Here is a 23,866-nt window from a genome sequence, read left to right on the forward strand (position 1 = left end):
CCCCGACTACAACCGCCTGCTCACCAGCATCAATTCCACCCGCTTGAGTTCGCGCAGGATCCGGTCGGCCTGCATCTGCGGCATCAGGCTCAGCTTCAGTGTGGTCGCCGCCAGTATCAGCACCGCGGCGGGCAGCCCCCAGTGCAGCGCGGTCAACGCATCGGTCGCGGCGAAGAACCCGATCGCGCACCAGACGCCGCCAAGGAACATCGCCCCCTGAACGATCATCACCACCCAGGTCACCCAACCCAGTTTGCCCCGGAACTGCGACAGGCCCAGCGCGAAATAGCCCAATTCTTCTGTGTCTTTCAGAATATCCTGTTCCTCCGCCTCCAGCGCGTCGCGGATCAGGTCGTCAAGTCGATCAGTCATCTTCAACTCCTCCTAGGATATCGCGCAGTTTCGCGCGGGCGTGCATCAGTCGAGTCTTGACCGTGCCGGGCGGCACATCCAGCGCCGCTGCGGCCTCGGCCACGGTCATGTCATGCAGGTAGAACAGGGCAATCGTGGCCCGGTGGTCGGGGGACAAATGGCCCAGCGCCGCCCGCACCGCGCGGGCATCTGCAGCGTCGGGTCCGGTCGGCGGCATGTCCGTGTCGGCCTCATTCGCCCAATCGCGGGACAGGCGCCTGTCCCGTTGCCGATGTCCAATGACCCGCGCCACCCGGCGGGCGGTGATCCGAAGGGCGAAGGGCAGGACGGCCCCCGGATCGCGCAGGCTGGGCAGGGCGCGGATCACATCGGCAAGGGCCGATTGTGCTGCGTCCCGCGCGCCTTCCCGGTCCTGCAACAGCCGGGTCGCATGGGCCAGCATGACCGGGTGCAGCAGGCGGCACAAACGGTCCAATGCGGACCGGTCCCCAATCCGGGCGCCCGCGGCAAGATAGGCCAACAACGCCCGTTCCTTCTGTGTCGAACCTCTGCTCATGCCATGAAAGTGCGCTGCAACCTCGAAACGGTTCAACCGGCGTTAACCATGCCCTACGATTCTTGGGGAAATTAACCCGCGCGAAACCGCGATCAGGCAAAGTCAGGCTTGGTGGGGGCTCTATCTTCGGGATGGAGCCCGTTATGGAGATCATGAATACAACCGCAAGGGTGCCGCAGGTTGCGCAACCGCAGCCGCAGGCGCCACAGCACGTGGCCGACCAGCGCCCGAGCGCTGACAGTGCCGCGTTGGCCCGCAACTCGCGCCCGCAGGTCCCGGCGCCCATGGCCCCGGCGAACAGCCAGATCGGCCTTGTGCAACAGGCAAATCTGCCGCCCCGCCTGGCAGAGGATGACGGCACCGCAGATATGCCCGCGCCACAAGCCCCCGAACGGGTTCTAAAGCCCTACGGGATCGCCATGCTGCCGGAACGGGCCCCCGATCCGCCCGCGCAAACCCCCGAGGAGGCCCACACCTGACCCTGCGTCAGGCAATTTTTGCCTCCCCGCTTTCCACCTGTTTCGGCATGCCCTATAAGCCACGGGATGACTTTTGCCTGCCGTTGTGGCAGGACCGGAGTGATCCGGGTTGATACGGGCAACTTGCCGAGGACAGGACATGAGCAACAAGAACAGTCATGACAGCGACGTGAACTTCATCAAGGCGCTGGCCGAACTGCTGCGTGAGAACGATCTGACCGAACTTCAGGTCAAACGGGACTATGGTGAAAACGACCGGCTGAACGTCACCGTCAGCCGGCACAACAACGTTGTGACGCAGGTCAGCATGCCTGCCCCCGCCCCGGTGGCCGCGCCTGCGGCCGCCCCGGCGGCTGCCGCGCCCGCGGCCCCTGCCGCCGCCTCTGGCGACGATCCGGCCAGCCACCCCGGCGCGGTCACCTCGCCCATGGTTGGCACCGTCTACCTGTCGCCCGAACCGGGCGCTGCGGCCTTTGCCGCCGTCGGCGCGAAGGTGTCGGAAGGCGACACCCTTCTGATCATCGAAGCGATGAAGACCATGAACCACATCCCCGCGCCCAAGTCCGGCACGGTCAAGCGGCTTCTGGTCGAAGACGGCAGCCCGGTCGAATACGGTGCGCCGCTGATGATCATCGAATAGGCCGGGGACGCGGATGTTCGACAAAATCCTCATTGCGAACCGGGGCGAGATCGCGCTGCGCGTGATCCGCGCCTGCCGCGAGATGGGCATCAAGTCCGTCGCGGTTCACTCCACGGCCGATTCCGACGCCATGCACGTGCGCATGGCCGACGAGGCCGTCTGCATCGGGCCGCCCTCTTCGGCCCAATCCTACCTTTCCTTCCCGGCGGTTCTGTCGGCGGCCGAGATTACCGGCGCGCAGGCGATCCACCCTGGATATGGCTTCCTCTCGGAGAACGCCGCCTTTGTGCAGGCAATCGAAGACCACGGCCTGACCTTCATCGGACCGTCGGCGGAGCATATCCGCATGATGGGTGACAAGATCACTGCCAAGGAAACCGCCAAGGAACTTGGCATTCCGGTCGTTCCCGGATCAGAGGGGGGCGTGCCCAACCTTGCCGCTGCCAAGAAGGCCGCCGCCGAGATGGGCTATCCGGTCATTATCAAGGCAACCGCCGGTGGCGGTGGCCGCGGGATGAAAGTGGCAGAGAACGAGAAGTCGCTGGAAAGCGCCTTTACCACCGCCCGGTCCGAGGCCAAGGCTGCCTTTGGCAACGACGAAGTCTATATGGAGAAATACCTCCAGCGGCCCCGTCACATCGAGATTCAGGTCTTTGGCGACGGACAGGGCGGCGGCGTTCATCTGGGCGAACGCGACTGTTCGCTTCAGCGTCGTCACCAGAAGGTCTTTGAAGAGGCCCCCGGCCCCTGCATTTCCCCCGAAGAGCGCAAGCGCATCGGTGAGATTTGCGCCAATGCCATAGGCAAAATGGGCTATTCCGGCGCGGGCACCATCGAATTTCTGTATGAGGACGGCGAGTTCTATTTCATCGAAATGAACACCCGCCTTCAGGTGGAACACCCGGTGACCGAAGCGATCTTTGGTCAGGACCTCGTACGCGAACAGATCCTTGTGGCCGCGGGCAACAAGCTGTCGTTCAGCCAGGACGATCTGAAGATCAACGGCCACGCAATCGAGGTGCGGATCAACGCCGAACGGCTGCCGAATTTCGCCCCCTGCCCCGGCAAGATCACCCAGTATCACGCCCCCGGCGGGCTGGGCGTACGGATGGATTCGGCGCTTTATGACGGCTACAAGATCCCGCCCTATTACGACAGCCTGATTGGCAAGCTGATCGTGCACGGCCGCGACCGGCCCGAGGCGCTGGCCCGGCTCCAGCGCGCGCTTGGGGAACTGATCGTCGACGGGATCGACACCACCGTGCCGCTGTTCCACGCGCTTCTGGCCGAACCGGATGTCCAGACCGGGGATTACAATATCCACTGGCTGGAAAAATGGCTCGACCGCACCTTCGGGTAGCGGATTGCGAAAGTTCGAAAGGCCCGGGCACCCCGCCCGGGCCTTTTTCATTGGCCGCCTGCCCCGGATCGGATAGGCCTTGGCCTATGCGCGACGACGGCCCGATCCTGACCCCGGAACTGCTGCTCCATGCCTATGCGGCAGGCGTCTTTCCCATGTCAGAAGGGCGCGACGACCCCGAAGTGTTCTGGGTCGATCCAAAGCGGCGCGGCATCTTCCCCCTGACCGGATTTCACATCTCGCGCAGCCTCGCGCGGCGGATGCGCCGGGGCGATTATGCCATCACCTTCGATCAGGATTTCACCGGCGTTCTGACCGGTTGTGCCGACCGGCCCGAGACTTGGATCAACGACGCAATCTTTGACCTCTATCAAGCGCTCCACGACCGCGGACACGCCCATTCGGTCGAGGTCTGGCAGGGCGACACGCTTGTTGGTGGGGTCTATGGCGTCGCGCTTGCCGGAGCGTTCTTCGGCGAAAGCATGTTCAGCCGGGCCACGGATGCGTCAAAGATCGCTCTGGCCTACCTGATCGACCGGTTGCGGCTGGGGGGCTTCACCCTGTTCGACACGCAGTTCATCACCAAACATCTTGCCAGCCTTGGCGCGGTTGAAATCAGCCGGGCCGACTATCGCAACCGGCTGGCCGAGGCATTGAGGGTCACTGCGGACTTTGACCGGGCCGGGGCCGTTCCCGACGCTCAGGACGTGATACAGCGCAGCATCCACACGTCATAGCGCGGATGGTCCATCGCGTTCAGCGCCGGGGCCGAGGCGATCATCCAGCCCTGAAACGCCGGGTTCAGCTGATCGCGGTAGGTGATGGTCAATTCGCCATAGGCGTTGCCCGATGGGTTATCGACCGGATAGCGGCATTCCGACAGGCGGATCAGCAGGTGGCCCACCTCGCGGGTCTCGCCCGCGGCAAGGGTCAGGTCCGTGACCTGCCCCGTGATCTTGTCCAGCACCCGCAGTTCCCCCTGCGGCGCGTTCGCCACGGTTTCGGCCCACATCGGCGTGGCTGAGAGGGACAAGGCAAGAGCCAAGCGCCGGATCATTCGCCCGACCCTCCGGCCGCGAATTTCGCCAGAAGGTTCACGATGCTGACCGCGCCTTGAGTATCGAGGATCACATCGCCCGCTTGATAATTGTCGAACGACCCGCCCGGAACCAGTTCGACGAACGTGCCACCCAGCAGGCTTTCCGTCTGGACGACCGCCGTGCTGTCGGTTGGCACCGGGATATCCGACCGCAGGCTGAGCGTGGCGTCAGCGCGGAAGGTTTCAGGGTTCAGGTTCAGCGCCGTGACGCTACCCACCTTGACGCCGGACATGCGCACATCGACCCCCAGCGACACCCCTTCGGCCGACCGGAACGAAGCGACGAGATCGTAGTTGTCTGACCCGCCGGTCGAAAACCCCGTCGACCGCGCGGCATAGGTCAGAAAGCCACCCGCGACCGCCAGAACCAGCGCCCCGATGATTACCTCTGTCGTGTTTTCACGCATTTACCCGGCCCTCTCGCGGTTACCGGCGGTTGCCCTATTCGGGCTGCCAGGCTTCGTAGTCGCGGCGATCGGCCGGGCCATCGGCACGGCGGATGGACCCCTTGGGTGCATAGGCCATGACCGTGCCGGACAGGTTTTCATGGTGCGGCTTTTCCCAGGCCTTATGGGCCAGCGGCTTGTCGGTCGGCGCCTCGTCCCAGGTGCGATGCAACCAGCCGTGCCAGTCGGCGGGAACCCGGCTGCCCTCGACCTCGCCATTGTAGATGACCCAGCGGCGGCTGTCGTCACGGGTCTTGTAATAGATGTTGCCCTCGGCATCCTGTCCAACCTTGACGCCCTTGCGCCAGGTGAACAGCTGGGTGCCGATGGTCTGCCCATCCCACCACGTGAAGATCCGCTTTACAAAGGTCATCAGGCCCATGGGTCGTCTCCGTTTGTCTGCCCCTCTCTTGCACCAGAGCGGCGCAAAGGTCCAGTGCCCAAAGGGCGGTTCGGGCAGGACGGGCGGGGAATTGCGCCGCCAGTCACGGAACCCGGGCCGTGACCTCGATCTCGATCTTCATCTCGGGTTCCTGCAGGCCCGCCTGTATCATCGTCGCCGCCGGGCGGGCACGGGCGAAGGCGGCAGAGGTGACAGGCCAGCAGGCGGGCCAATCCGCCTTGTCCGGCAGGATGTAGGTCACGCGCACCACGTGATCGAGCCCGCTTCCCGCTTCTTCCAACGCGCGGCCAATGGTGGCCAGCGCATTGCGGCATTGGTCGGTGACATCCTCGGGCATCGTCATGGTCGCATAGTCATACCCGGTGGTACCCGCGACAAAGGCCCAGCCATCCGCGACCACCGCACGGCTGTAGCCGATCTTTTCCTCGAATGGGGACCCCGTTGAAATATGGCGCACTGTCATGTCTCGACCTCGTAAAATGTCAGCCGGTTTCCAAAAGGATCCGTCAGGGTCAGGTCAAATTCGCCCCATGGCTGCCGGATGGGCGATCCTGGCGCAAGATGCGGATAGGGTCGCGACTGCAACTCGGCATGGAACCCATGGATATCCGCCACCTGAATGCGAACCCGTGTGCCCGGCGTCGTATCGCCATGGTGTTCCGAAAGGTGCAGGTGCAGCCCATCCCGCACCAGACCCAGATAAAGCGGTAAATGCGGCTCGAACCAGTGTTCGAACACAACCTCGAAACCAAGCCAATCCACATAGAAGGCCCGCGCCGCCGCTTCGTCAAAGCTGCGGAGGATCGGGGTCGCGGCGCCAAATTGCATTAGATCATCCGGCGGTTGCCGGTTCTTTCTTCTTGTCGTCGTGGATCATCAGCGGCTTGGCATCAGGCCCGACCGCCTCTTCGTTGACGACCACCTCGCTGACGCTGTCCATACCCGGCAGGTCGAACATGGTATCCAGCAGGATATCCTCCATGATCGACCGCAGCCCGCGGGCGCCGGTCTTGCGCTCGATCGCGCGGCGGGCAATGGCGCGCAGGGCGTCGTCCGTGAAGGTCAGCTTGGTATCCTCGATCTCGAACAGACGCTGGTATTGCTTGACCAGCGCATTCTTCGGTTCGGTCAGGATGGTGACAAGCGCGTCTTCGTCCAGATCTTCCAGCGTGGCGATCACCGGCAGGCGACCGACGAATTCCGGGATCAGGCCGAATTTCAGCAGGTCCTCGGGCTCCAGATCCTTGAACACCTCGCCCACATTGCGGGCGTCCACATCACGGACATCGGCACCAAAGCCCATGGCGCTACCCTTGCCGCGCTGGCTGATGATCTTGTCGAGACCGGCAAAGGCCCCGCCACAAATGAACAGGATATTGGTCGTGTCCACCTGCAGGAATTCCTGCTGCGGATGCTTGCGCCCGCCCTGCGGCGGCACGCTGGCAACCGTGCCTTCCATGATCTTCAGAAGCGCCTGCTGCACTCCTTCGCCTGACACGTCACGGGTGATCGAGGGGTTGTCCGACTTGCGCGTGATCTTGTCGACCTCGTCGATATAGACGATTCCGCGCTGCGCCCGTTCGACATTGTATTCACTGGCCTGAAGCAGCTTGAGGATGATGTTTTCCACATCCTCGCCCACGTAACCGGCCTCGGTCAGGGTGGTCGCATCGGCCATGGTGAACGGCACGTCCAGAATACGGGCTAAGGTCTGCGCCAAAAGCGTCTTGCCGCAGCCGGTCGGGCCGATCAGCAGGATATTCGACTTGGCCAATTCGATGTCCGACTTGGACGAATGATGTAGGCGCTTGTAGTGGTTGTGAACCGCGACCGACAGGACCCGCTTGGCATGAAACTGGCCGATCACATAGTCGTCCAACACATCACAAATCTCGCGCGGGGTTGGCACGCCTTCGGTCGCCTTCAGCCCCGAGGATTTGGTCTCTTCGCGGATGATGTCCATGCACAGCTCGACACATTCATCGCAGATGAAGACGGTCGGGCCGGCGATCAGCTTGCGCACCTCGTGCTGGCTCTTGCCGCAAAAGCTGCAGTAAAGCGTGTTCTTGCTGTCGCTGCCGGAGTTATTCGCCATTTCGGTCCTCTTGCGGCATGGGGGCCGGTTTGGTTTCGGTCGGACTGTCGTCGGCCCCAGAGTAGGCCAGCCATCGGGGGGCTACAACGCCAAAAACACAACTTTGTCACAGGGGTGTGGCCGCCCCGCTGTCGGGACGGCCGCATGGCAACTTACTCTTCCGGGGCGGCCCGGCTGGTCAGGATCTCGTCGATCAGGCCCCATTTCTTGGCCTCTTCGGGATCCATGAAATTATCCCGCTCCAACGCCGCTTCGACATCCTTCAGCTTCTGGCCGGTGTGCTTGACGTAGATCTCATTCAGGCGCCGCTTCAGCTTCAGGGTTTCTTCGGCGTGGATCATGATGTCCGTCGCCTGGCCCTGATACCCGCCGGACGGCTGGTGCACCATGATCCGGCTGTTGGGCAGCGAAAACCGCATCCCGGCCTCGCCCGCGGTCAGCAGCAGCGACCCCATCGACGCCGCCTGCCCGATGCACAGCGTCGACACCTTCGGGCGGATGTATTGCATGGTGTCATAGATCGACAGGCCCGAGGTGACGACACCACCGGGGCTGTTGATGTACATGCTGATCTCTTTCTTCGGGTTCTCCGCCTCGAGGTGCAGAAGCTGGGCCACGATCAGGCTGGCCATGCCATCGTGGACCGGGCCGTTCACGAAGATGATTCGCTCTTTCAGGAGGCGGGAGAAAATATCATAGGCACGCTCGCCCCGGGCGGTCTGCTCCACCACCATCGGCACGAGGTTCATGTAGGTCTCGATCGGGTCTCTCATCGTGTGCTTGCCTCTCTGACAGGGACCAAAAGGTCTTATCCGGAATTGTCTTGAGAGAGTCTTAGTGGTGCGTGTCGGGGGCTGCAAGGCACCCCACCCCATTTTGCCTAGCCCCGGTCGTCCTTGGGGGTGCCCATGACCATGTAGCTGGTGATCGACCGGACATGGGCCACGGTCCCAAGCCGGTCCGTGTGAAACGCTTTGTAGGCGGGCAAATCCGCCGTTTCGACCCGCAGCAGATATTCAAACGCCCCGGCAACGTTGTGGCATTCCGCGACTTCTGGCGTGGCGCGCATTGCCGCCTCGAACCCTTCCTGCGCTTCCTTCGTGTGCTCGGACAGGCCAACCGCCACATAGACGACAAAGCCGCGCCCGGTCTGCACCGGGTCGAGCTTTGCCCGGTAACCTTTTATCACGCCGCGCTTTTCCAGATCCTGAACCCGGCGCAGACAGGCCGAGGGGGACAGGCCGACACGATCGGCCAGATCCAGATTCGATATTCGCCCGTCCCGCGACAGGATACGCAATATATGCTGGTTGATCCGATCTTCCGACACGATAAATTGCAACCTTCCTGCGATTCCGCACAATTCGACAATTACATTGCGCCGATTTCCGCGCAATATGCGCAAATGACGATCGAACTCCTCCTCGCCCTTGTCGGCTTTGCTTTCGTATCCTCGATCACACCGGGGCCGAACAACATGATGCTTTTGGCCTCGGGGGCGAATTTCGGCCTGCGCCGGACTGTGCCGCATATGGCCGGGGTCAGCCTTGGTCATTCCTTCATGATCGTGGTTCTGGGCGCGGGCCTGATGGAGGTATTTCGCGCCTACCCCCGCATCCAGGACGTGATGACCTATGTCGCCGTCGCCTATCTTCTGTGGCTGTCATGGAAGATCGCTAACGCAGCGCCGAAAACCCCCGAAGCACCGCAGGCCGAGGGCCGCCCTTTCACGTTCCTGCAGGCGGCGGGCTTCCAATGGGTCAACCCCAAGGGCTGGTTCATGGCGCTGACCGCGCTGACGGCCTATACCGCCGACCAAAGTTTTCTTCAGGTGCTGATCGTGGCCGGTGTCTTTGCCTGCACCAACCTGCCCTCCATCACCTTCTGGACGGTGCTGGGGCAACAGATGCGGCGGTTCCTGACCTCGCCCGCACGGCTGCGGGCCTTTAACTGGACCATGGCCGCACTGCTGGTCGCGTCGGTCGTGCCGGTGTTCTGGCACTAGCCTAACTGGCTGCGAGAAATGTTGACACCAATCGGTAGGACACCGGAATTATCTGAAACAAAGTTCCAACCGCAACTAGATAAAGTCCCAACCTTGCATTGCTAGAGCCGGACAAGATGTCCTGAACCGGCTTCAGCCTTAGGTTTTCCTCGTCAGTTTCACCGGCAAGGCGTGTCACACCCCTTTGGATGGCTTCAGCATTATCAACGATCATGCCGCGAGCAGCGACGTAGGCACCCACAAGCGTCAAACTAAGACCAAAAACAGTCAACAAATCTGAGACAATGTCGGGCATAAAATCCCCCTAAAACGGCACGTCGTCCGCCTGCGCGGCGCCCACGACGAATTTCGCAACGACCTTCTTTGTCCCCGCCCGGTCAAACTCGATATCCAGCTTGTCGCCCTCGATATCCATCACCTCGCCATAGCCGAATTTCTGGTGGAACACCCGGTCGCCCACGGTAAAGGACGATACCGCGTCAAGGTCGATGGTCATATGTCGCGCCTCAGACGGGGTGGACATGCCGCGCGGGGCGCCCATGCGGCCCTGCATCCGCCGCCAGCCGGGGGAATTGTAGACATCCGCGCTGGCCACCCGATCGTTGATCGAGGCGGTGGGCGCCGCCGCCCCGAAGCCGCCGCCATACAGGCCCGGCGGGGTCAGAACCTCCACATGCTCCTCGGGCAGTTCGTCGATGAACCGGCTCGGCAATTGCGATTGCCACTGGCCATAGACCCGCCGGTTGGCGGCAAAGGAAATCGTGCAGATCTCCTCGGCGCGGGTGATGCCGACATAGGCCAGCCGCCGCTCTTCCTCGAGCCCCTTGAGACCGCTTTCATCCATGCTGCGCTGCGACGGGAACAGCCCGTCTTCCCAGCCCGGCAGGAAGATGGCCGGAAATTCCAGCCCCTTGGCGGCGTGCAGGGTCATGATGCTGACCTTCTCCTCGGCATCGTCGCTGTCATTGTCCATGATCAGCGCGACATGCTCCAGAAACCCCTGCAAAGTGTCAAAGTTTTCAAGGGCTTTGACGAGTTCCTTCAAGTTCTCCAGTCGCCCCGGCGCTTCAGGCGTCTTATCGTTCTGCCACATCCCCGTATAGCCGGATTCATCCAGGATCATCTCGGCCAATTCGACATGGGTATCCTGTTCGGCCAGAAGCTGCCCGTGCCAGCGGTCAAGGTTCGTGACCAGCTCGCCCAACGCCGCCGCCCCCTTGCCTTTGATCAACCCACCCTGCACGCAGAGCCGCGCGCCTTCCACAAGGTTCACGCCGTTTGACCGGGCTGCCCGCTGGATCGTCTGCACCGCCTTGTCGCCAAGGCCGCGCTTGGGGGTGTTCACGATCCGCTCGAACGCCAGATCGTCGTCCTGACTGACCACCAGCCGGAAATAGGCCATGGCATCGCGTATCTCGAGCCGTTCGTAGAAGCGCGGGCCGCCGATGACCTTGTAGGGCAAGCCGATGGTGAGGAACCGGTCCTCGAACGCCCGCATCTGATGCGAGGCCCGGACGAGAATTGCAATTTCGTTCAAAGAATAGCTATCCAGCGGGCTTTCTAACACAGAACCGAACAATCTTTCCGAGTTCGAATCCTTTTCCAGCAAATTCGTTACCAGCTTTCGAACTCGTGGGTCAGAATACGCCCGCTTCGTCTCGAATGCCCACTTGACGAATTCTAAACGTGTCCACCTCCTCAAGTCGGAGCCGAAAGACTTTTTCAACTCATCATGCAACCCAATTGACTTGAGGTTCAGTCGATCACGGGCAAGATGGTGTGTACCGCCATGCATCGCCTCGATCTCTTCGCCGATCCAGCGGGCCTCTTCCTCGCCATCCCAATGACCGATCAGGCGGACCTTTTCGCCATCCCCGGCTTCGGTATAAAGGGTCTTGCCCAAGCGGCCCTTGTTGGCGGCGATCACCCCACCCGCGGCGGCAAGGATATGCCCGGTCGAGCGGTAGTTCTGTTCCAGCCGGACGACTTTGGCGCCGGGAAAATCCTTTTCAAACCGCAGGATATTGCCCACTTCCGCACCACGCCAGCCATAGATGGACTGGTCATCGTCGCCGACGCAGCAGATGTTCTTGTGCCCGCCTGCCAAGAGCCGCAGCCACAGGTATTGGGCCACGTTGGTATCCTGATATTCGTCCACAAGGATGTAGCGGAACCAGCGTTGATACTGGGCCAGAATGTCTTCGTGTTTCTGGAAAATGGTGACGACGTGCAGCAAGAGGTCGCCGAAATCGACCGCGTTCAGTTCCAGCAGGCGGCGCTGATATTGTGCGTAAAGTGCGATGCCCTTGCCGTCGAACGCCCCGGCCTCTTTCGTGGGAACGTTTTCCGGCGTCCACGCCCGGTTCTTCCACTGGTCGATGATCCCGGCCAGCATCCGCGCGGGCCAGCGTTTGTCGTCGATATTGGCGGCCGCGATCAACTGCTTGAGGAGCCGGATCTGGTCGTCGGTATCGAGGATGGTGAAATTGGATTTCAGATGCGGAAGCCCTGCGCCGTCTGAAAAAGAAGATTGTGCGGCCCCACCAAAATAATTCCCAATCACATCCCCGTGTTCGGTGAAACCAAGATCCCGAAGGTTTTCATTGGAATGCGGCTTGGGCTCGGAACTAGAAAATTCGATTGGATTGCTAGAGGGTAACCTTCGACCGAGGTACGGCTCCAAGTTAACCAGTTCGGCATGACGGCGCAGCAGTTTCACACAAATCGAGTGGAAGGTGCCCATCCATGGCATCCCCTCCACCGCCTCGCCCAGCAGTCGTCCCACCCGGTCCTTCATTTCGCGGGCGGCCTTGTTGGTGAAGGTCACCGACAGGATTTCATTGGGGCGGGCGCGGCCGGTGGTCAGCAGATGGGCGATGCGGGATGTCAGCGCCTTGGTCTTGCCCGTCCCGGCCCCGGCCAGCATCAGCACAGGACCATCCAGCGCCTCGACCGCCTCGCGCTGCGCGGGGTTCAGATCGTCCAGATAGGGGGCGGCGGGCCGCGCGCCCATCATCGCCTGCTGGCTTAGCGGCACTTTGGCGGCGGCGTTGAATGCATCATCTTCGTCGAAACTGCTCATGCGCGGCAGGATAGATGACTCGTGACCCAAGTTAAAGAAGTGTTCGCCCTATGTTCACACATCCGCAGCAATTGACTTTCCCCTGCTGCGCCACATAGTCAGGCAATGGCTGAACCGGTTGGTTCAGATTTCAAGGACTGACCTCATGACCCATTCCGACGCCAACCCGATGCCCGACGCGGGCAAGACCCGGTTGATCATTGGCTCCATCGCGCTTTTGCTGCTGCTGGCGGCGCTTGACCAGACGATCGTTTCGACCGCCCTGCCGACCATTGTTGCCGACCTTGGCGGGCTGGAGCATCTGAGCTGGGTTGTCACCGCCTATATCCTTGCCTCTACGGTCGTGGCCCCGCTCTATGGCAAGCTGGGCGATCTTTACGGGCGGCGGAACACGGTTTTCGTGTCGGTCGGGCTGTTCCTGCTCGGGTCGGTCCTGTGTGGCGTCGCCACCGACATGACCTTCCTGATTCTGTCGCGCGCCCTGCAAGGGCTGGGCGGCGGCGGGCTGTTCGTGCTGGCCCTGTCGGTGATCGGCGATGTGATCCCCCCGCGCGAGCGGGGCAAGGTGCAAGGGGTCTTTGCCGCGGTTTTTTCCGTCTCCTCGGTGATCGGGCCGCTGTTGGGCGGCTGGTTCGTGGATGCGTTCAGCTGGCATTGGATCTTTTTCATCAACATCCCACTTGGGGTCATCGCCGTCGTCGGCTTTGCGTCAGGGTTCAAGCCCACGGGCCGCCGGATCAGCCACAAGATCGACTGGGCCGGGGCCGCGACCCTGTCGATCGGGCTGGCCAGCCTGACGCTGTTCACCTCGCTGGGCGGCACCACCCTGCCCTGGGACTCGGCGGAAATCATCGGGCTGGGGGCGCTGTCGATTCTGGCGCTGGTGTTTTTCATCATGGCAGAACGCCGCGCGGTCGAACCGATCCTGCCGCTCTCCCTGTTCAAGATGAACGTCTTCACCATCACGTCAGTGATTGGCTTCATCGCCGGCGCGGCCATGTTCGGGGCGGTGACCTTCATGCCGGTCTACCTGCAAATCGCGCAGGGCACCTCGCCCACCCTGTCCGGGCTGCTGCTGATCCCGCTGACCGTGGGGATCGTCCTGTCCTCGACCTTCGCGGGCCGGGCGATGGGGCGGAACGGGCGCTATCGCTACCTGACCATTATCGGATTGTCGGCGCTGACCGTTGGCCTGCTGATGCTGTCGCAGTTGCAAGTCGATACCCCGATCTGGGTGTTCTGCCTGTTCCTTGGCACGGTTGGCTTTGGCATGGGGTTCATCTTTCCGGTCGTGACAACCTCGGTCCAGAACGCGGTGCCGCGGGAACAGCTGGGCACGGCGACGGCCGCCGGGGTGATGTTCCGGCAAATCGGCGGGTCTTTGGCTGTGGCCCTGTTCGGTGCGATCTTTGCCGCGCGCATGGCTGCCGAACTGGGAACAGAGGTCATGGGCGGCGGACTGGAGATGGGGCCCCGCGCCCTTGCCAGCCTTCCCCCCGAGGCGCGCGAAGCTGTCGCTGGTGCCGTCGTCAACGCCCTGCATCCGGTCTATTGGACCGCTGCCGGCCTGACGGTGTGCGGCCTGTTCTTCGCGGTCCGGCTACAGGAAATCCCGCTGACCAACCGGATGGTCCCCCGTGGGGAGTAGCCGTTTCTGCAATCGCGAAATGGACCGAGGCCACCAGAGGCTTTGCCTAGCCTGATTCTGGCGTTATTTGATCAAATCCACCCGCCATCGGCCTGTTTTCAAAGAAAATGCACCATATGGTGCATGTTCGCGATAACTGGTCGTGTTAGCGGTAACAAATGACCGTTCCAACGGTTTACCCCGCGCGGTTTTCTCCCTATCAATTGCTGCAACTGCAAAACCGGGAGAGGCCCCATGCCCGATTTCAAGAAGATCCTCATCGCGAACCGCGGCGAGATCGCCATTCGCATCATGCGTGCTGCCAACGAAATGGGAAAGAAGACCGTCGCCGTCTTCGCCGAGGAGGACAAGCTGGGCCTCCACCGTTTCAAGGCGGATGAAGCCTATCGGATCGGCGAGGGGCTTGGCCCGGTTGCCGCCTACCTGTCGATCGACGAAATCATCCGCGTCGCCAAAATGTCCGGCGCGGATGCAATCCACCCCGGGTACGGTCTTCTGTCAGAGAACCCGGATTTCGTGGACGCCTGCGAAGCCGCCGGGATCACCTTCATCGGCCCCAAGGCCAAGACCATGCGCGAATTGGGCGACAAGGCATCGGCCCGCAAGGTCGCCATCGCCGCTGGCGTCCCCGTCATCCCGGCGACCGAAGTGCTGGGCGATGACATGGACGCGATCCGCAAGGAGGCGGCCGAAATCGGCTATCCCCTCATGCTCAAGGCGTCCTGGGGTGGTGGTGGTCGTGGGATGCGCCCCATCGAAAACGAGGCGGAGCTGGAAACGAAGGTTCTGGAAGGCCGCCGCGAGGCCGAAGCCGCATTCGGAAACGGCGAAGGTTATCTGGAAAAGATGATCACCCGCGCCCGCCACGTCGAAGTTCAGATCCTTGGCGACAAACAGGGCAACATCTATCACCTGTGGGAGCGCGACTGTTCGGTCCAGCGCCGCAACCAGAAGGTCGTGGAGCGCGCCCCGGCCCCCTACCTGTCCGCCGCGCAGCGCGAAAACCTGTGCAACCTGGGCAAGCAGATCTGCCAGCATGTGAACTATGAATGCGCGGGCACGGTCGAATTCCTGATGGATATGGACACGGGCGAGTTCTACTTCATCGAGGTGAACCCCCGCGTGCAGGTGGAACACACCGTCACCGAAGAAGTGACCGGCATCGACATCGTCCGTGCCCAGATCCTGATCGCCGAAGGGAAATCCCTGACCGAAGCGACCGGTGTGGCCAGCCAGTATGACGTGGCGCTGAACGGCCACGCGCTTCAGACCCGCGTGACGACCGAAGACCCGACCAACAATTTCATCCCCGACTATGGCCGCATCCAGATGTATCGGTCGGCCACCGGGCCGGGCATCCGGCTTGACGGCGGCACCGCCTATTCCGGCGCGGTCATCACCCGCTATTACGACAGCCTTCTGACCAAGGTCACCGCCCATGCGCCGACACCGGAAATGGCCATCGCGCGGATGGACCGGGCGCTACGCGAATTCCGCATTCGCGGGGTCAGCACCAACATCGCCTTTGTGGAAAACCTGTTAAAGCACCCGACCTTCCTGTCGAACCAGTACACGACCAAGTTCATCGACACGACGCCGGACCTGTTCAACTTCAAAAAGCGGCGGGACCGGGCGACCAAGATCCTGACCTATATCGCGGATATTACCGTGAACGGGCATCCGGAAACCGCTGGACGTCCGAAGCCCGCGGCCGAGGCGAAACCGGCCCGTCCGCCGGTCAAACGCGGCGCGGCGGCGGATGCCCCCGCTGGCACCCGGACCCTGCTGGACAGCAAGGGACCCGAGGCCGTGGTGGCCTGGATGAAAGAGCAGAAACAGCTGCTGATCACCGACACCACCATGCGTGACGGTCACCAGTCGCTTCTGGCAACCCGGATGCGGTCGATCGACATGATCAACGCCGCCCCGGCCTATGCGGCGAAAATGTCGGGCCTGTTCTCGGTCGAATGCTGGGGCGGGGCGACCTTTGATGTCGCCTACCGCTTCCTGCAGGAATGTCCGTGGCAGCGGCTGCGCGACATCCGCGCCCATATGCCCAACATCATGACCCAGATGCTTCTGCGGGCGTCGAACGGGGTTGGATATACCAACTATCCCGACAACGTGGTGCAGGAATTCGTTCGTCAGGCGGCTGCCTCGGGCGTGGATGTGTTCCGCGTTTTCGACAGCCTGAACTGGGTCGAAAACATGCGCGTCGCGATGGATGCGGTCGTGGCCTCGGGCAAGCTGTGCGAAGGCACGATCTGCTACACCGGCGACATGCTGGACCCGGACCGGTCCAAGTATGACCTGAAATATTACATCGGCATGGCCAAGGAACTGGAAGCCGCGGGCGCTCATGTTCTGGGGATCAAGGACATGGCCGGGCTGATGAAGCCCTCCGCCGCCAAGGCCCTGTTCACCGCCCTGAAAGAGGAGGTCGGCCTGCCGCTGCACTTCCACACCCATGACACCGCAGGTGCGCAGATCGCAACGATCCTCGCCGCGTCGGACGCGGGCGTTGACGTGGTCGATGCGGCGATGGACGCGTTTTCCGGCAACACCTCGCAGCCGACGCTTGGATCGGTGGTCGAGGTCATGCGCGGGACAGACCGGGACACCGGGCTGGACATCGCCGCCATCCGCGAGATTTCCAACTATTGGGAAGCGGTGCGCGGCCAATACACGGCCTTTGAATCCGGCCTTCAGGCCCCCGCGTCCGAGGTCTACCTGCACGAAATGCCCGGCGGGCAGTTCACCAACCTCAAGGCGCAGGCCCGGTCCATGGGGCTGGAAGAACGCTGGCACGAGGTCGCCCAGACCTATGCCGATGTGAACCAGATGTTCGGCGATATCGTAAAGGTCACGCCCTCGTCCAAGGTCGTGGGCGACATGGCCCTGATGATGGTCAGCCAGGGGCTGACCCGGGCGCAGGTGGAAGACCCGAACACCGATGTGGCTTTCCCGGACTCGGTCGTCGACATGCTGCGCGGCAACCTTGGCCAACCGCCGGGCGGCTGGCCCGAGGCGCTGCAAAAGAAGGTTCTGAAAGGCGAAAAGCCCCTGACCGACCGGGCCGGCAAACACCTGCCCCCCGTCGATCTGGAAGCCACCCGCGCCGACCTGTCCAAACAGCTGGATGGCAAGCCCGTCGATGACGAAGACCTGAACGGCTACCTCATGTATCCCAAGGTCTTCCTCGACTACATGGGCCGCCACCGGATTTACGGCCCGGTCCGCACCCTGCCGACGCGCACTTTCTTCTACGGAATGGAACCGGGTGAAGAAATCAGCGCCGAAATCGACCCCGGCAAGATCCTCGAGATCCGCCTTCAGGCCGTGGGTGACATGGATGAAAACGGCGAGGTGAAGGTCTTCTTCGAACTGAACGGCCAGCCCCGCGCTGTCCGGGTTCTGAACCGGATTGCCGCGGCCAATAATGTCAGCCGTCCCAAGGCCGAGGCCGGAAACCCCAACCACGTCGGCGCGCCGATGCCGGGGGTTGTTGCGACGGTGGCCGCGCAGGCGGGCAAGTCGGTCAAGGCGGGCGACCTGCTGCTGACCATCGAGGCGATGAAGATGGAAACTGGCATCCACGCCGAACGCGACGCCGTGATCAAGGCGGTTCACGTTCAGGCCGGTGGCCAGATCGACGCCAAGGACCTTCTGGTCGAGCTGGAGTAGCGCCGCGGGAACAGTCACGAAATCGGGCCCTACGGGGCCCGTTTTTCGTTCAGGTGACCCGGTTGACCGCATCCCGCAGCGCCCGCAGCGCCGCGACGTCGATCCGCCGGGTTCCCGTATCCGGGTCGGTAACGGAACAAGAGGCGTGAAACGACCGCACCCCGGCAGCGGCAAGCGCGGGCACGTTTTCGGCGGCCACGCCGCTGCCCGCCATCACCTCGATCCGTGACCCGGCCAGACCGATCATTCGCGACAGCACGCCCGCCCCGGCCGGCGCCTTGTCCGCTCCGCCAGAGGTCAGGATGCGTTCGAACCCGAGGTCCATCACCGGGCGCACCGCCGCGACAGGGTCCGGCAATGTATCGACCACCCGGTGCAGGGTCGTCCCCAGCCCATCCGCCGCCAGCATCAGCCGCCGCAAAAGCGGCAGATCAAGACCGCCCGCCGGATCCGCCGCCCCCAGCACGACCCCGGCAAGACCCGCCGCGCGAACCGCTGCAATCTCCGCCTCCATCTGCTGCGCTTCGGCCCGTGAAAACCGGAAGTCGCCGCCACGGGGCCGGATCATGGCATAGACGGGAACGGGACAGGATTGGGCCGCGCGGATCAGCCCCGGTGTCGGGGTCAGCCCTCCCAGCGCCAGCGCGCTGCACAGCTCGATCCGGTCCGCCCCGCCCGCGATGGCGGCGGCAAGATCGTCTGGTGCGTCGACGCAAATCTCAAGCGGGCATGCCATGCCTAGGCCCCAAGCCAGCCCCGGAAACCCATGTCATCATCAAGGATCAACAGGTCTTTCGCGGCCCTGCCGTCTACCTTTGCGAGGGTCTCAAGCCCCATCAACCGCGCCGGGACGGTGATGGCCATGCGCAGGGCCTCCAGCCGGTTCAGACCCAGCACATTGACCAGCCGCGCAACCCCTTCGGCTTGGGTCAGATGCGCCCCGGCAAGGCTGCCCTCGGCGTTGACCAAACGCCCGTCTTCAAGGTGCAGCGACTGGCCGTAAAGGTCGAAACAGTCCGGGCCGCCAACGGTGGGCATCGCGTCCGAGACAAGGAACATACGGTCGGCAACGGGACGGGCCCGGATTGCCAGCCCGATCATCTCGTCCGCCACATGGATGCCATCGACGATCAGCCCGGCATAGGCGTCCGAATTAATCGCCGCCCCGACCATGCCGGGCGCCCGGTTCAGCATCGGCGACATGGCGTTGAACAAATGGGTAAAGCACCCTGCCCCGGCGTACAGCGCCGCGCGGGTGGTCTCTGCGTCCGCATCGGAATGGCCAAGGGACACGACCGCGCCCGCCTCTGCCAATTCGGCGATCTGATCTGGTGTCGCCGCCTCGGGCGCGACGGTGATCATGACCGGCACCCCGGTGGCCCGAAGCCGCTGGACATGGACCAGTGTCGCCCTTTCAAACGGGCGCACATGGGCAAGCGCATGGGTGCCGCGCCGCGCCACGGATATATGCGGGCCTTCGATATGCAGGCCAAGGATACCGCCGCGCCCCTTGGCAGCGATAGCGGCATCGACAGCCTGCGACAGAACCTCGGCCCGGTCGGTGATCACGGTCGGCAAAATGCCGACAGTCCCAAGCCCGCGATGGGCGGCGGCGATCTGGTCCATCGCCTCGACCGTCGGCGTCGCATTCAGAAGGACGCCGCCGCCCCCGTTGACCTGTAGGTCGACATATCCCGGCGCGACGATCCTGCTGATCCGTTCCGCGGACGGCCCGGCAGCATCGGCACAGGTCACTTCGGCCACATGGCCGTCTTCGATCCGAAGGGCCATGTCGCGCCGCAGGCTGTCGCCATCGAACAAAAGGTCGGGCAGGATCCAGCGTTCAGTCATCCCGTGGCCCTTCCCAACTTGCGTTCAGCGCCGCCAGCGCCGCGCCCCGTGCCCCGCTTGCATCGCCGCCTTCCGCCAGAACGATCGGCGGCGCCCCGAACCCGGCAATCTGGCCACCACGCAGGGCCGCACCAAGGTCTTCGGCCACATTCGGCACCCGGCTCAACCCGCCGCCCAGAACGATCACGTCCGGGTCGACCGTCTGGACGAGCGACAAGAGCAGATCGCCCGTCATCGCCAGCCACACGTCCCAGACCCTGCCAGCTTCGGCGTCGCTGCTGCGCGCGGCGGCAAGTGTCTCGGGCGTCCAGTCGCGCCCAGTCAGGTCCCGGGCCATGCGGGCCAGACCCGGCCCGGCGATATAGGTCTCGACACAGCCCATCCGGCCACAACCGCATTGATAAATCGGCAGTTCGTGGGCGGATACGACGGCAGCTGAGGCAGGGGTGTGCCCGAACTCTCCGCCGGTTCCCACCGGACCGGGGCGCAACTGCCCATCATAGGCAATCCCGCCGCCAACACCGGTCCCAAGGATCAGGGACATGACCGTGGCATGGCCGCGCCCCGCCCCAAAGGCGGCCTCGGACAGGGCCAATGCCCGGCAATCGTTGACATAGGTGATCGGATGGCCCGCCGCCGCCGCAATATCGGCGGGCAAACGGCGCCCCTTGGCGGGCAGGTTGGCGGTAAAGGCGTTCCCGTCCGGGTCCACAAGCCCCGCGGCGCCCACGCCCACCGGGACCGGGCCGCCTGCCTGATCCAGAACCCAGCGAACCTGTTCTGACAGCATGGCCACCAGTGCGTCATAGTCCCCCGGCGTTGCGTCGCGCCGTTTGTTGACCAGCCGCCAATTTGCGTCGAACAGCTGCACCTCGGACTTGGTGCCGCCAAGGTCGATCCCCGCCGCCGCGATCATGGCTGCACCGGATAAAGGGTGACACCGGACACGACGCGGGTCAGCGTCCCCTGCCCCGCAAACGGGTCGTCCACGTTCATCCCCGTCGCATCGGCCCAAACGACGCCCGCGACCTGCGCGAACAACACAGCCAGTGGCGCGGCCCAGACCGGGCCGTCGGGCATCGGCAGGTCGATATCGCCCCCCGGCCCGATGGTCGTCACGGTCGCGCGCGGGAACTGCGCCCGCAGTTCGGCCACCAGATCGGCCTCATAGGCCGCGCCAGGCGCATCCGCCCCGATGAAGGCGACCAGCCGCGTATCGTCCGTCACAAAAGACTTCGGCCCGTGCCGGAACCCCAGGATGCTGTCCCACAGGCAGGGAATGCCGCCCGCAGACAGTTCCATCACTTTCAATGCGGCCTCGCGCGCGGCAAAGGCCAGCGGGCCAGTCCCCAGAAAGACCGCGCGGCCCGGCGCGGGGCCGACCCCTGCCTGAACCGCTGGCAGGATCGCTTCAAAGCGGTCAGCGGCACGGGACAGGCCGTCCACCACGGCCCTGTCCCCGAAGATCGCAAGCGCGGTCAGCAGCATTGTCGAAAAGCTGCTGGTCATGGCAAAGCCGCTGTCGTGGGTTGCCTCTGGCAGGATGATCACACGGGTTTCATTGCCGCCGCGCGTGGCCAGCGCGCTGTCGCCGTTGCAGGTGATGTTCAGCCGGGGCGCGTCGGGCGCCAGCGCATCCAGCGCGTCCAGCGTCCCAAGGCTTTCCGACGAATTGCCAGAGCGGCCAAAGCTGACCACCAGCGGGCGGCGGTCGCGCAGATAGGCTTGCGGGCGTCCAACCAAATCGGTTGTCGGAACGGACCGAAGGCGCGGGCTGCCGCGTTGCCCCTCCAGCCCCGAAACGATGATGTCGCCAATGAAGGCGCTGGTGCCCGCACCGCAGAACCAGACCTCTTCCACGCCCTGCGCCGCGACCCAGTCCCGGTGCCCGGCGAAATCGCAGGTCTTGGCCCAGTCCCGCCAGATCCCCGGCTGGGACAGGGTTTCGGACCAAGTGGCCCAACGGCTGAGGGTGGGTTCGGTCATCGGGTCACGGTTACCTTCGACAGGGTGGCGGGTGCGTCCGGGTCGTGCCCCAAAGCGAGGGCGGTATCAAGGATCACCGGGTAAATATGGCGCAGGATTGCCGCGGCGGCGGCGGCGGGTGTCAGCCCGGCCACGGTCGGGGCGATCCGATGCACATCAGACCCGGTCGCGCGGAACCTTGCGACGGCGTTTTCGATGCTCTCTGCGGTCCCGGGCGCACCTGTGTCCAGAACCAGAACCGTCAGCGGGTTGGTGGCCAGTTGCAGCGGCCCATGCAGCACTTCAGAGGCGGAATAGGCCTCGGCATGGATGGCGCAGGTTTCCTTGATTTTCAGGGCGACCTCATGCGCCGCGCCAAATCCGGTATCGCGGCCCACGACATAGACATGACGCGCCCGCAGCAAGGCGGCGCGCAGCCGGTCATGATCGGCGCCGGGCAGGCTGCCAACATCTTCAAAGGTTTCAACGCTCGCACCCAGCCGGGCCGCATAGTCGGGCGACATGGCCGCCAACAAGGCAAGCCCGGCGCCAACGGATCCGATCACGGTTTTGGTCGCAGGGACAGCATGCTCGGGCCCTGCATTGATCGGAACAGTGACCTGCGCGGCCCCTTCAACGCCGGAACCTGCGACATTCGTGATCGCGGCGACGGTCGCGCCCCGGTCCCGCAAGCCCTGCGCCGCGCGGATCAGATCTTCGCTTGCGCCCGATTGCGAAATGATAAGTCCGGCAGCGCCGTCAACGGAAACCCCCGCCCCCACAGAAAAGACCGAAGGCGGCAGCGACGTCACCGGCACCCCCAATTCGCGCATGAATTCATAGGACAGGATATTCGCCGCCGCGTCCGACGATCCCCGCGCGATGGTATAGAATGCTCGTGCGCCCGCCAGACCCAGCGCCGCGACCGGCGCGGAAAGGTCCAGTGCGGCGGCGCGGGCAAAGACGCCTGCCGCCTCTTCGATCTCTGCGGCCATATGGCGACCGGGTTGTGACGCGTCCATGCTCATCCCCGAAGCCCGTATTGATCGAATTCGGCCCAGGTGTCGGTCAGGTCCACGACCTGCCCTTTGACCCGCGCCTCGTCCAGCGCCAGCGCGGCAACGCCGGCCTCGAGCGCATCCACGATGGAGACAGGCAGCGCACCGGTCTGCCCGCGCAGGTAGGCGGCGATATCCTCGGCCATCATGTGGTCCGCACCATAGTGGTGACCCTGACGGGCGCGGTCGCCAGACGTGTAATCATGGTCGGCATAGACCGTCCCATCCCGCTGCGTCACTTTCAGATAGCCGCGCATGAAATCGCCCTCGGCCATGCCCTTGGCCCCGATCACGCAGAACCGGCGGTGTTCGTCCGGCACGTTCAGGTTGGTGTGAAAGGCAAGGCTGGCACCGCTTTCATAAGACAGGATCGCGGTCTGGAAGTCGATGATATCGCCGTCCGACCGGAATGGATCATCAGTGGAATCCCAGACCGATTTCTTGACGTGGAAGATCTCGGCCTCGGCGTTTGAAGCGGGGGCGTAGTCGGGCAGGAACGACCGCCGCCCACCGAAACTGGCCACCCGCGCGGGCCGCGAGGCGGTGATCATGTTGTAAAGGTCCAGATCGTGGCAGCATTTTTCCAGCATGAAACCGCCCGAATGTTCGACCTTGCGCCGCCAGTCGCGCATGAAGAACGCGCCGTGGTAGGGGCCGATATGTTCATTGGCCTCAAGCGAGGCGATCTGCCCCAGAACCCCGGCCCCAAGGGCCGCGCGCAAATCCACCATATGCTGGGAATAGCGCAGGACCAGCCCGACCATGACCCGGCTTGCCCCTCCGTGCGTGTGCAGAAGGCGGGCCAGCTCCATCGTTTCCGGGATCGAGACGACCACCGGCTTTTCGGTGAAGATATGGGGAACGTCCGCCTCTAACCCGGCGCGGATCTGCTCCAGATGGAAGCGGTTGGGGGAGCCCACGAAATAAAGATCGGGCTTGGTCGTCGCCAGCATCTCTTCGACGCTGCCAAAGCGCGGCACGTCCTCGCCGATCATCTCCAGATGGGTCGGTTGCGGGTCGTAAAAGCCCACGAACTCCACCTCGGGCATGGTCTCTTTCAGGACAGAGAGGACATGACCGGCCCGCAGACCGATCCCGGCGGTTGCAACTTTCATCGCGTCTT

The 23,866-nt window shown here is 63.5% G+C and carries 25 protein-coding genes; 7 read left to right on the forward strand and 18 right to left on the reverse strand.

The features are described from left to right. Positions 1–6 precede the first annotated feature (6 nt). Both U3648_RS14800 and U3648_RS14805 read right to left on the reverse strand, forming a co-directional pair. On the reverse strand, positions 7–372 hold the full coding sequence (locus U3648_RS14800) for a DUF6768 family protein (protein WP_420860008.1): 366 nt from the start codon (positions 370–372) through the stop codon (positions 7–9). Then, on the reverse strand, positions 365–928 hold the full coding sequence (locus tag U3648_RS14805) for an RNA polymerase sigma factor (protein WP_420860009.1): 564 nt from the start codon (positions 926–928) through the stop codon (positions 365–367). Before U3648_RS14805 ends, U3648_RS14800 begins: the two co-directional genes overlap by 8 nt. A gap of 143 nt (positions 929–1,071) precedes the next feature. On the opposite strand from U3648_RS14805, the gene U3648_RS14810 reads away from it, so the two are divergent. From U3648_RS14810 to aat, 4 genes are all read left to right on the forward strand, one after another. After that, a complete protein-coding gene (locus U3648_RS14810; protein WP_420860010.1) occupies positions 1,072–1,407 on the forward strand; it encodes a hypothetical protein in 336 nt (111 codons plus the stop codon). Positions 1,408–1,546: 139 nt separating this feature from the next. After that, the gene (gene accB / locus U3648_RS14815) at positions 1,547–2,047 is read left to right on the forward strand and encodes an acetyl-CoA carboxylase biotin carboxyl carrier protein (RefSeq protein WP_420860011.1); all 501 of its coding nucleotides are present in this window, start codon (positions 1,547–1,549) and stop codon (positions 2,045–2,047) included. A gap of 13 nt (positions 2,048–2,060) precedes the next feature. Continuing rightward, positions 2,061–3,407 (forward strand): acetyl-CoA carboxylase biotin carboxylase subunit, encoded by a 1,347-nt coding sequence (gene accC / locus U3648_RS14820; protein ID WP_420860012.1) that lies wholly within the window; start codon positions 2,061–2,063, stop codon positions 3,405–3,407. Between the two features lie 86 nt (positions 3,408–3,493). Further along, on the forward strand, positions 3,494–4,144 hold the full coding sequence (aat, locus tag U3648_RS14825) for a leucyl/phenylalanyl-tRNA--protein transferase (protein ID WP_420860013.1): 651 nt from the start codon (positions 3,494–3,496) through the stop codon (positions 4,142–4,144). Here the strand turns inward: aat and U3648_RS14830 are convergent. The 8 genes from U3648_RS14830 to U3648_RS14865 all read right to left on the reverse strand — a co-directional run bounded on the left by U3648_RS14830 (position 4,108) and on the right by U3648_RS14865 (position 8,783). Then, positions 4,108–4,464, reverse strand: coding sequence for a DUF2155 domain-containing protein (locus U3648_RS14830; protein WP_420860014.1), 357 nt, complete (start codon positions 4,462–4,464; stop codon positions 4,108–4,110). The genes aat and U3648_RS14830 overlap by 37 nt on opposite strands. Beyond that, entirely contained in the window at positions 4,461–4,913 is a 453-nt protein-coding gene (mlaD, locus tag U3648_RS14835; protein ID WP_420860015.1) for an outer membrane lipid asymmetry maintenance protein MlaD, read from the reverse strand. Before mlaD ends, U3648_RS14830 begins: the two co-directional genes overlap by 4 nt. Before the next feature lie 34 nt (positions 4,914–4,947). Beyond that, positions 4,948–5,334 (reverse strand): NADH:ubiquinone oxidoreductase subunit NDUFA12, encoded by a 387-nt coding sequence (locus U3648_RS14840; protein WP_420860016.1) that lies wholly within the window; start codon positions 5,332–5,334, stop codon positions 4,948–4,950. 103 nt (positions 5,335–5,437) lie between these two features. Beyond that, positions 5,438–5,818 carry a RidA family protein gene (locus U3648_RS14845; RefSeq protein ID WP_420860017.1) on the reverse strand — a complete coding sequence of 127 codons (381 nt, stop codon included), beginning with the start codon at positions 5,816–5,818 and terminating at the stop codon, positions 5,438–5,440. Beyond that, positions 5,815–6,183: a glyoxalase superfamily protein gene (locus tag U3648_RS14850; protein WP_420860018.1), complete on the reverse strand. Its 369-nt coding sequence runs from the start codon at positions 6,181–6,183 to the stop codon at positions 5,815–5,817. The genes U3648_RS14845 and U3648_RS14850 overlap by 4 nt, the downstream gene beginning before the upstream one ends. 4 nt (positions 6,184–6,187) lie before the next feature. Further along, positions 6,188–7,450, reverse strand: coding sequence for an ATP-dependent Clp protease ATP-binding subunit ClpX (clpX, locus tag U3648_RS14855; RefSeq protein WP_420860019.1), 1,263 nt, complete (start codon positions 7,448–7,450; stop codon positions 6,188–6,190). 152 nt (positions 7,451–7,602) lie between these two features. Next, a complete protein-coding gene (locus U3648_RS14860; protein ID WP_420860020.1) occupies positions 7,603–8,223 on the reverse strand; it encodes an ATP-dependent Clp protease proteolytic subunit in 621 nt (206 codons plus the stop codon). A gap of 107 nt (positions 8,224–8,330) precedes the next feature. Next, complete coding sequence (locus U3648_RS14865) at positions 8,331–8,783, reverse strand: Lrp/AsnC family transcriptional regulator (RefSeq protein ID WP_420860051.1); 453 nt, start codon at positions 8,781–8,783, stop codon at positions 8,331–8,333. A gap of 72 nt (positions 8,784–8,855) precedes the next feature. Between U3648_RS14865 and U3648_RS14870 the strand changes: the two genes are divergently transcribed. Beyond that, entirely contained in the window at positions 8,856–9,455 is a 600-nt protein-coding gene (locus U3648_RS14870) for a LysE family translocator (RefSeq protein WP_420860021.1), read from the forward strand. A gap of 1 nt (position 9,456) precedes the next feature. Here U3648_RS14870 and U3648_RS14875 read toward each other — a convergent pair whose 3' ends face one another. Both U3648_RS14875 and U3648_RS14880 read right to left on the reverse strand, forming a co-directional pair. Next, complete coding sequence (locus tag U3648_RS14875) at positions 9,457–9,750, reverse strand: hypothetical protein (protein WP_420860022.1); 294 nt, start codon at positions 9,748–9,750, stop codon at positions 9,457–9,459. Positions 9,751–9,759: 9 nt separating this feature from the next. After that, positions 9,760–12,537, reverse strand: coding sequence for an ATP-dependent helicase (locus U3648_RS14880; protein WP_420860023.1), 2,778 nt, complete (start codon positions 12,535–12,537; stop codon positions 9,760–9,762). Positions 12,538–12,682: 145 nt separating this feature from the next. On the opposite strand from U3648_RS14880, the gene U3648_RS14885 reads away from it, so the two are divergent. Further along, positions 12,683–14,185, forward strand: a complete 1,503-nt coding sequence (locus U3648_RS14885) for an MDR family MFS transporter (protein WP_420860024.1) — start codon at positions 12,683–12,685, stop codon at positions 14,183–14,185. A gap of 234 nt (positions 14,186–14,419) precedes the next feature. Then, positions 14,420–17,869 (forward strand): pyruvate carboxylase, encoded by a 3,450-nt coding sequence (locus U3648_RS14890; protein ID WP_420860025.1) that lies wholly within the window; start codon positions 14,420–14,422, stop codon positions 17,867–17,869. Positions 17,870–17,918: 49 nt separating this feature from the next. Here the strand turns inward: U3648_RS14890 and U3648_RS14895 are convergent, their stop codons facing one another. Genes U3648_RS14895 through U3648_RS14920 form a run of 6 tightly spaced genes read right to left on the reverse strand, consistent with a single transcriptional unit; the run spans position 17,919 to position 23,858 of the window. After that, positions 17,919–18,605 carry a copper homeostasis protein CutC gene (locus U3648_RS14895; RefSeq protein WP_420860026.1) on the reverse strand — a complete coding sequence of 229 codons (687 nt, stop codon included), beginning with the start codon at positions 18,603–18,605 and terminating at the stop codon, positions 17,919–17,921. 2 nt (positions 18,606–18,607) lie between these two features. After that, entirely contained in the window at positions 18,608–19,720 is a 1,113-nt protein-coding gene (locus U3648_RS14900; RefSeq protein WP_420860027.1) for an N-acetylglucosamine-6-phosphate deacetylase, read from the reverse strand. Continuing rightward, entirely contained in the window at positions 19,713–20,636 is a 924-nt protein-coding gene (locus tag U3648_RS14905; protein ID WP_420860028.1) for an ROK family protein, read from the reverse strand. The genes U3648_RS14900 and U3648_RS14905 overlap by 8 nt, the downstream gene beginning before the upstream one ends. Further along, positions 20,633–21,706, reverse strand: coding sequence for an SIS domain-containing protein (locus U3648_RS14910; protein ID WP_420860029.1), 1,074 nt, complete (start codon positions 21,704–21,706; stop codon positions 20,633–20,635). Before U3648_RS14910 ends, U3648_RS14905 begins: the two co-directional genes overlap by 4 nt. Then, a complete protein-coding gene (locus U3648_RS14915; RefSeq protein WP_420860030.1) occupies positions 21,703–22,713 on the reverse strand; it encodes an SIS domain-containing protein in 1,011 nt (336 codons plus the stop codon). Before U3648_RS14915 ends, U3648_RS14910 begins: the two co-directional genes overlap by 4 nt. Further along, positions 22,710–23,858, reverse strand: coding sequence for a Gfo/Idh/MocA family protein (locus tag U3648_RS14920; protein WP_420860031.1), 1,149 nt, complete (start codon positions 23,856–23,858; stop codon positions 22,710–22,712). Before U3648_RS14920 ends, U3648_RS14915 begins: the two co-directional genes overlap by 4 nt. Positions 23,859–23,866 lie beyond the last annotated feature (8 nt).

This window comes from Marivivens marinus (assembly GCF_035969385.1).
Classification (GTDB): Bacteria; Pseudomonadota; Alphaproteobacteria; order Rhodobacterales; family Rhodobacteraceae; genus SELP01.

What these genes read in the sequence shown, in the direction of transcription:
- U3648_RS14800 (WP_420860008.1), bottom strand. Translation starts at nt 372, where the DNA reads ATGACTGATCGACTTGACGACCTGATCCGCGACGCGCTGGAGGCGGAG.
- U3648_RS14805 (WP_420860009.1), bottom strand. Translation starts at nt 928, where the DNA reads ATGAGCAGAGGTTCGACACAGAAGGAACGGGCGTTGTTGGCCTATCTT.
- U3648_RS14810 (WP_420860010.1), top strand. Translation starts at nt 1,072, where the DNA reads ATGGAGATCATGAATACAACCGCAAGGGTGCCGCAGGTTGCGCAACCG.
- accB (WP_420860011.1), top strand. Translation starts at nt 1,547, where the DNA reads ATGAGCAACAAGAACAGTCATGACAGCGACGTGAACTTCATCAAGGCG.
- accC (WP_420860012.1), top strand. Translation starts at nt 2,061, where the DNA reads ATGTTCGACAAAATCCTCATTGCGAACCGGGGCGAGATCGCGCTGCGC.
- aat (WP_420860013.1), top strand. Translation starts at nt 3,494, where the DNA reads ATGCGCGACGACGGCCCGATCCTGACCCCGGAACTGCTGCTCCATGCC.
- U3648_RS14830 (WP_420860014.1), bottom strand. Translation starts at nt 4,464, where the DNA reads ATGATCCGGCGCTTGGCTCTTGCCTTGTCCCTCTCAGCCACGCCGATG.
- mlaD (WP_420860015.1), bottom strand. Translation starts at nt 4,913, where the DNA reads ATGCGTGAAAACACGACAGAGGTAATCATCGGGGCGCTGGTTCTGGCG.
- U3648_RS14840 (WP_420860016.1), bottom strand. Translation starts at nt 5,334, where the DNA reads ATGGGCCTGATGACCTTTGTAAAGCGGATCTTCACGTGGTGGGATGGG.
- U3648_RS14845 (WP_420860017.1), bottom strand. Translation starts at nt 5,818, where the DNA reads ATGACAGTGCGCCATATTTCAACGGGGTCCCCATTCGAGGAAAAGATC.
- U3648_RS14850 (WP_420860018.1), bottom strand. Translation starts at nt 6,183, where the DNA reads ATGCAATTTGGCGCCGCGACCCCGATCCTCCGCAGCTTTGACGAAGCG.
- clpX (WP_420860019.1), bottom strand. Translation starts at nt 7,450, where the DNA reads ATGGCGAATAACTCCGGCAGCGACAGCAAGAACACGCTTTACTGCAGC.
- U3648_RS14860 (WP_420860020.1), bottom strand. Translation starts at nt 8,223, where the DNA reads ATGAGAGACCCGATCGAGACCTACATGAACCTCGTGCCGATGGTGGTG.
- U3648_RS14870 (WP_420860021.1), top strand. Translation starts at nt 8,856, where the DNA reads ATGACGATCGAACTCCTCCTCGCCCTTGTCGGCTTTGCTTTCGTATCC.
- U3648_RS14875 (WP_420860022.1), bottom strand. Translation starts at nt 9,750, where the DNA reads ATGCCCGACATTGTCTCAGATTTGTTGACTGTTTTTGGTCTTAGTTTG.
- U3648_RS14880 (WP_420860023.1), bottom strand. Translation starts at nt 12,537, where the DNA reads ATGAGCAGTTTCGACGAAGATGATGCATTCAACGCCGCCGCCAAAGTG.
- U3648_RS14885 (WP_420860024.1), top strand. Translation starts at nt 12,683, where the DNA reads ATGACCCATTCCGACGCCAACCCGATGCCCGACGCGGGCAAGACCCGG.
- U3648_RS14890 (WP_420860025.1), top strand. Translation starts at nt 14,420, where the DNA reads ATGCCCGATTTCAAGAAGATCCTCATCGCGAACCGCGGCGAGATCGCC.
- U3648_RS14895 (WP_420860026.1), bottom strand. Translation starts at nt 18,605, where the DNA reads ATGGCATGCCCGCTTGAGATTTGCGTCGACGCACCAGACGATCTTGCC.
- U3648_RS14900 (WP_420860027.1), bottom strand. Translation starts at nt 19,720, where the DNA reads ATGACTGAACGCTGGATCCTGCCCGACCTTTTGTTCGATGGCGACAGC.
- U3648_RS14905 (WP_420860028.1), bottom strand. Translation starts at nt 20,636, where the DNA reads ATGATCGCGGCGGCGGGGATCGACCTTGGCGGCACCAAGTCCGAGGTG.
- U3648_RS14910 (WP_420860029.1), bottom strand. Translation starts at nt 21,706, where the DNA reads ATGACCGAACCCACCCTCAGCCGTTGGGCCACTTGGTCCGAAACCCTG.
- U3648_RS14915 (WP_420860030.1), bottom strand. Translation starts at nt 22,713, where the DNA reads ATGAGCATGGACGCGTCACAACCCGGTCGCCATATGGCCGCAGAGATC.
- U3648_RS14920 (WP_420860031.1), bottom strand. Translation starts at nt 23,858, where the DNA reads ATGAAAGTTGCAACCGCCGGGATCGGTCTGCGGGCCGGTCATGTCCTC.